General features: G+C 73.9%; 7 protein-coding genes and 2 pseudogenes. 2 read left to right on the plus strand and 7 right to left on the minus strand.

Annotated features, from left to right (window positions below):
- Positions 1 to 114 precede the first annotated feature (114 nt).
- Positions 115 to 1,191, minus strand: a complete 1,077-nt coding sequence (locus tag AC1DUQ_RS15915; protein WP_477062216.1) for a DNA polymerase IV — start codon at positions 1,189 to 1,191, stop codon at positions 115 to 117.
- Between the two features lie 123 nt (positions 1,192 to 1,314).
- Here AC1DUQ_RS15915 and AC1DUQ_RS15920 point away from each other — a divergent pair, with 123 nt between their 5' ends.
- Entirely contained in the window at positions 1,315 to 1,860 is a 546-nt protein-coding gene (locus AC1DUQ_RS15920; RefSeq protein WP_477062215.1) for a pyridoxamine 5'-phosphate oxidase family protein, read from the plus strand.
- Between the two features lie 22 nt (positions 1,861 to 1,882).
- Here the strand turns inward: AC1DUQ_RS15920 and AC1DUQ_RS15925 are convergent, their stop codons facing one another.
- Both AC1DUQ_RS15925 and AC1DUQ_RS15930 read right to left on the minus strand, forming a co-directional pair.
- Complete coding sequence (locus tag AC1DUQ_RS15925) at positions 1,883 to 2,503, minus strand: GNAT family N-acetyltransferase (RefSeq protein ID WP_477062214.1); 621 nt, start codon at positions 2,501 to 2,503, stop codon at positions 1,883 to 1,885.
- Between the two features lie 88 nt (positions 2,504 to 2,591).
- Positions 2,592 to 2,873: a dsRBD fold-containing protein gene (locus tag AC1DUQ_RS15930; RefSeq protein ID WP_477062213.1), complete on the minus strand. Its 282-nt coding sequence runs from the start codon at positions 2,871 to 2,873 to the stop codon at positions 2,592 to 2,594.
- A gap of 218 nt (positions 2,874 to 3,091) precedes the next feature.
- On the opposite strand from AC1DUQ_RS15930, the gene AC1DUQ_RS15935 reads away from it, so the two are divergent.
- Positions 3,092 to 3,943, plus strand: coding sequence for a universal stress protein (locus AC1DUQ_RS15935; RefSeq protein WP_477062212.1), 852 nt, complete (start codon positions 3,092 to 3,094; stop codon positions 3,941 to 3,943).
- A gap of 42 nt (positions 3,944 to 3,985) precedes the next feature.
- On the opposite strand, the pseudogene AC1DUQ_RS15940 reads toward AC1DUQ_RS15935, so the two are convergent.
- From AC1DUQ_RS15940 to AC1DUQ_RS15955, 4 genes and pseudogenes are all read right to left on the minus strand, one after another.
- Positions 3,986 to 4,834 (minus strand): annotated as a pseudogene (locus AC1DUQ_RS15940) (universal stress protein); the annotation flags it as partial.
- 178 nt (positions 4,835 to 5,012) lie between these two features.
- Entirely contained in the window at positions 5,013 to 5,441 is a 429-nt protein-coding gene (locus tag AC1DUQ_RS15945) for a DUF1622 domain-containing protein (RefSeq protein WP_477062210.1), read from the minus strand.
- 101 nt (positions 5,442 to 5,542) lie between these two features.
- Complete coding sequence (locus AC1DUQ_RS15950; RefSeq protein WP_477062209.1) at positions 5,543 to 5,707, minus strand: hypothetical protein; 165 nt, start codon at positions 5,705 to 5,707, stop codon at positions 5,543 to 5,545.
- 1 nt (position 5,708) lies between these two features.
- Positions 5,709 to 6,016, minus strand: a pseudogene (locus AC1DUQ_RS15955) (DUF6325 family protein); the annotation flags it as partial.

The raw sequence follows: 6,016 nt of genomic DNA on the forward strand, positions 1-6,016 counted from the left end.
GGGTGACCCCGATCGGCCAGGTCCCGGTGTACATCGGGCGCTCGGCCGTCGACGTGGACCTGGCGGGAGCGGTGCGCGTCCGTCCCTGAGGTAGCTCGAGCACGCCGGTCCGCATCAGATCCTGCCGCGGACCGGCGTCCGGTCGGCGGGATCGGCGTCCTGGGGCATCGTCATCTCTGCGCGCACCCCGAGCAGGCGGACCTCCCGGTCCTCGAGCTTGTCCGTGAGCGCCATAACCGCAGCGACGATGGTCTCCCCGTCCCGGGTGGGTGCCCCGAGCTTGCGGCTCATGCTCGTCGTGACGAACGGCGCGTAGCGCACCTTCAGCGCGACGCGCACGACCGACCGGCCGTCCTGGGCGACGTCCTCGACGACGTCGCGCGCCAGCGTGCGGACGGCCTCGCGCGCCTGGTCCGGGGTGGTCAGGTTCTGCTGGAACGTCGTCTCCCGGCTGTGGCCGCGCGGGATCCACGGGCTGTCGTCCACCGTGGTCGGGCCGATCCCCGCTCCGAGCTCGTGGTACCAGACGCCCATCTTCGGTCCGAACTCCGCCGTCAGAGCGTCGACGGGCGCGGCGGCGAGCTCGTGCACCGTCGTGACCCCGAGGCCGGCGAGCCGGCGCGACACCTTGGTCCCGATGCCCCACAGGTCGATCGTCGGGCGGTCGCCCATCACCTCGAACCAGTTCACGGCGGTGAGCCGGAACGTCCCGGCGGGCTTGCCGAACTCCGTGGCGATCTTCGCGCGGACCTTGTTGTCGCCGATCCCCACCGAGCAGTGCAGCCGGGTCTCGGCCAGGACCGCCGCCTGTGCCCGCCGGGCCAGCGCCTCGGGGTCGTCGGTCCGTGCACCGAGGAAGGCCTCGTCCCAGCCGAGCACCTCGACGACGACCCCCAGCGACCGCAGCGTCGCCATCACCCGCTCCGACACGGCCTCGTACTCGGCGGCGTCCACCGGCAGGAACACACCGTCGGGGAGCTTGCGGGCCGCGATCCGCAGGGGCATCCCGGAGTGCACCCCGAACGCGCGCGCCTCGTACGACGCGGTCGAGACGACGCCTCGCTCGGTCGGATCCCCGCGGCCCCCGACGACCACGGGCAGGCCCGCCAGCTCCGGGCGGCGCAGCACCTCGACCGCCGCGACGAACTGGTCGAGGTCGACGTGCAGCACCCACGCCTCATGCGTGCCCATCCGCCGAGTCTGCCCGGTGTTCGGGGTCCGCGTCGCCGGGTATCGTCGCGAACGACCGGTCGGGAGGCCGTGCCCGGTCGGAACAACGTCCGTCGCGCAGTGTCGCCGAGCGGAGGGGCCACCATGGTGAACGAGCAGCTCGATCAGGGTGTGACGACCGGCGAGATCGACCCGCGCTACGGGGACCCGTCGGCCACGCCACCCACGTGGGAGGCCATCGAACGGCGGCTGGCGGACGCGCAGCTCTACTGGATCGTCACGGTCCGGACGGACGGCCGTCCGCACGCCGTCCCCCTCGTGGGTGTCTGGGTGGACGGCGCGTTCGCGTTCTGCACCGGGCCCGAGGAGCAGAAGACGCGCAACCTCGACGGCAACGCGCGCGTCGCGGTGACCACCGGCAGCACGGGCGCGGGCGGCTGGGACAGCGGCACGGAGCTGGTGGTCGAGGGCACCGCGACGAGGGTGACCGAGCCGGACGACCTGCACAGGCTGGCGGACGCCTGGTTCGGGAAGTACGGCGACGACTGGAGGTTCGTGGTCCGCGGGCAGGGGTTCGTCGAGGCCGGCGACACCGGGGGAGGCTCGGACGGTGCGTGGGTGTACCGGGTGGTCCCCGCGAAGGTGCTCGCCTTCGGCGGCGGGCACGGCCAGACGGCCTACCGGTTCTGACCAGGTCGCGCGGGATCTCTCCTCACGGGTGCCGGAGGGCGTGCATGTGCGGGCCGGTGTCGCCGAGCCGCACCGAGTTGACGCGGACGAACCCGTGCGACTCGTACAGGCGCACGTTCGCCTCCACGGTGGTGTTGACGTGCGCGGGCACGTCCGCGGGGATCGCGGCGAGGCCGGCGTCGATGAGCGCGCCCCCGATGCCCTGGCCGCGCCGGTCGGCGTCGACGCCCAGGAGGTGCAGCAGGGCGTGCGGTTCGTCGGGCAGCTGCCCGTGCATCGACTCGAAGCCTGCGCGGACCAGGGCGACGTGCTCCTCGGGGAGCAGCAGGTCCAGCATCGAGCGTCCCGGCAGGTCAGCGGGACCGCTGGGCGCTGACGGCTGCGTGCCGGGCACCGACCACGCGGCGGCCCCGACGGCCTGCTCCCCGGCCACGGCCAGCCACACCGTGCCGGCCGCGGTGTACGCCTCGACGGGTCCCCACAGGAACGCGGCGACGGCCGCCTCGCGACGGCGGTGCGGACCGAAGATCCAGTCCATGAGCGGATCGGGCGCGAGCGCGCGTGCCAGCACGGCACGGATCACCGGCAGGTCCGCCGGCATGGCGCGCCGGATGTGGGGCTCGTTCGCGTCGTGCCCCACCATCGCGACTCCTCACCGGCGCCGGTGACCCGACGAGCCGGCGACGGGACCATCGTCGCGTGCCGGGTCGGGGCCCGTCACCCCTCCGCGGTCACCGCACGATCTGCACGTCCTCGTGCTCGATCGCCGAGATGTCCTCCGACGTGGCGCGCAGCAGTCGGTCGGCCAGGTCGCGCAGCGCCCGGGCCGCGGCCAGCTCGTCACCGATCTCCGGGACGTCGCGGTCCTGAGGTGCCCGGCGAGCGCGTCCTTGACCTTGGAGACGGGTGCCGCTGGAGGTGGTGAGCTCGGCGTGCGCCTTCGTGACGTCGCCGTCCCCCCGCAGGTCGTCGGTCTCGAACAGGTCGATCCGAACCTTCCAGGTGCGTGTCATCGCACTGCTCCCTTCCGCCCGTGGGTGGCCCACCCGTGCGGCGGGCGTCCTCCCTCTCAGCGTCCGTCGGCACGCCGCCCGGGGCGTAGGGCACAAGGTCCCCGCTCGGCGCGCCCAGGGCCGAACGGCTCTACCGCCCGCCGCGGTCCCGGGTCGACGATCGGTGCGACAGCGCGCACGCCTGGCGTGCGGGAACGCCTCGAGAGGTGGTGGCGGCCGTGGCAGCACCAGACCCGACGCCGACGATCGTCGTGGGCGTGGACGGATCGGACTGCGCACTGAGGGCGGTCGGGACGGCTGCCGCCGAGGCGCACGTCCTCGGGTGCCGGCTCGAGGTCGTCCACGCGTTCGTCTGGCCCGAGCTGCGGGTGCCCGAGGGGGCGCTCGTCGGTGGGTCGGGTGGCTCCGGGCTCCGACACGAGGCCGACCGCATCGTGGCGGAGGCGGTGGAGCTGGCTCGGCGCGCCGCACCCGACGTCGCTGTCACCGGCCGCGTGGTGACGGGAGCGCCTGCACCTGTCCTCCTGCGCGCGAGCGTGGACGCAGCCCTCGTGGTCGTCGGGGACCGGGGGCTCGGCGGGTTCACCGGGCTGCTCGTCGGCTCGGTCGCGGTCGCCCTCGTCACGCACGGACGCTGCCCGGTCCTCGTCCTTCGTGGGCGGACCGCGCCGGCCGGGCCCGTCGTCGTCGGGGTCGACGGCAGCGGCGGCGCCATGCCCGCGGCGGAGCTCGCGCTCGCCTACGCGGCCGCGCACGGAGCCACGCTGCGGGTGGTCACGGTCGTGCCGTCGGACGGAGCTCCTGCGGCCGACATGGACCTGGTCGACGCAGCCCTGCGGCGTCCCGACGCCCACGGCGTGACAGTCGAACGCGTGGTGCAGGAGGGTGACGCTCGCCAGGCGCTGATCGCCGAGAGCCACTCGGCGCGTCTCGTCGTCGTCGGCTCCCGCGGCCGCGGAGGGTTCGCCGGGCTGCTGCTCGGCTCCGTGAGCCAGGCCGTGCTGCATCACGCCGACTGTCCGGTCGCCGTGCTGCCGCGAGACGCGGGACGGCTGCAGCTCGGCCGGTGACCACCGAGCCCCACGCGTTCWGCCGGTCGGGTGGACGACCATCACGGGGCACGTCGCGTGGTGCAGCACCGTCTGGCTGACGGAGCCGAGCAGCAGGCCGCGGAACCCGCCCCGCCCCCGGGACCCGACGACGAGCAGCTCGGCGTCGTCGGCCGCGGTGAGGACGACGGAGGCGGGTGCGCCGCGGCGCACCACCGCGCGGACCTCCACGTCCGGATACCGCTCCGCGTGTCCCGCGAGGCTCTCGGAGAGGACGACCCTCTCCGCGACACGGAGCTCCTCGACCTCCTCCGGCATCCAGGGTGGGACAGGCCCGATGACCGAGGGCAGCTCCCACGCGTGCACGGCGACGAGCTGCGCGCCGCGACGGGACGCCTGGTCGAACGCGACGTCCACGGCCTGCGCGCTCGTGGAGGAGCCGTCCACGCCGACCACGACCGGCCGGGGCGTCGAGGGGGTGGCCGCCTCGGCATGGCGGCGGACCACGACGACGGGGCAGTGCGCATGGGCCACGACGGTGACGCTCACGGACCCGAGCAGCAGTCCCGCGAGGCCCCCGCGGCCTCGTGACCCGACGACCAGCAGGTGCGCGCGCTCGCTCTCCTCCGTGAGCGCGGCGGCCACGCTCTCGCGCTCGTCGACCTGCGTGGTCACCTCGAGGTCCGGGGCGACCGCGTGGGCCCGCTCTGTCGCGTCCGCGAGCACCTGACCGCCTACCTGGGCGGACAGGTCCAGCGGGCGGTCGCTCACGACGTACCCGTCCACGACGGTCCGTGCGACGAAGACGATCCGCAGCGGCAGCCGTTCACGTGCGGCTTGCCGTGCAGCCCACTCCACCGCGTCCGCGGCGTGCGCGGACCCGTCGTACCCCACCACGATCGCTCGGCTCATCGCGCACCTCCGACAGATCGGTGCCTTCTCCCTCACCCTGCGACGGTCGCGCGTCCCGCTCGTAGGGTCCGAGGTCCCGACTACGGGTGGTGCTGCGAGGCGACGACCGGCCCCGCGGCCGTCTTCGTCCCGCGGCGCGAGCACGACCACCCGGACTCGGTGGCGCGGGTGCGGCGGTTCACTCTCGAGCGGCGTCCGGCGCGGTGAGGTCGGGGGTGTTGCGGGAGCGCCGAGCGGCCTCGGCCATGCGGGTGGGACCCGAGACGAGCGCTCGTCGCCAGGGCAGGACGCCGTCGATCTCGACCTCCAGCGAGAAGCTGAGGACGGTGCGGATCAGGACGATCAGGCCCAGGACCACGACGTTCTCCAGCGTGGGCGCGACGGCGACCGTGCGGATGAGGTCGGCAGCCACCAGCACCTCGAGAGCGAGCAGGAGCGCGGCACCGAAGGACTGTCGCAGCGTGACGAACCCGGTCTGACCGCTGGTCGTCCGGCGCCAGGCCGAGACGGCCAGCCACAGCGACCACACGAACCCGAGCACGAGGATCACCGCACCGAGACCCTCGAAGGCCCGAGCCACCTGCTCCATCACTTCGGAGAACGTCATGCCGTCATCGCCTGGTGCAGGACATCGACGTGGGTCGCCACAACCCGCGGTGATCGCTCACGCGCGTCACTCCTCTCGACGGGTCACGGCGATCGGGCGGGCTAGATGCGGCGGCGCCGGCGTCCGGGCGTGACGGCTGCGGCGACCACGGCGGTCTTCGCGACGGGTGCGGGTCCGGGCGTGACGGCCTTGGCGACGACGGCAGTCTTGGCGACGGGGTGGCCGATGACGCCGACCCTGCCGATGCGAGCGGGACGGAGCGGCATGTCAGACCTCCTGGGCGAGCGCGTCGTCGGCCTCGATCGAGGCGATGATCGCTTGGATCGGGATGCGGCCGTCAGCGATGAGCTGACCGCCCGAGCGACGGGCCRCGGACGCGAACGGTGCGGCCCAGAGGTTCTCCCAGATGAGCACGCCGGCCGTGCTCCCGGGATCCATGGCCGCGGCCAGGTTCTCGACGTCGTCTGCTGCGAGGAGCTCGGCCAGCTCGGCCTCGATCTTCTGGAGCTCTCCGAGCTGGGGGACGTCGGACAGCTCCATCGCGTCGACCGAGCCGTCCTCGTTCTTGGTGAGGA

This window comes from Cellulomonas sp. P4_B5_2 (assembly GCF_056402235.1).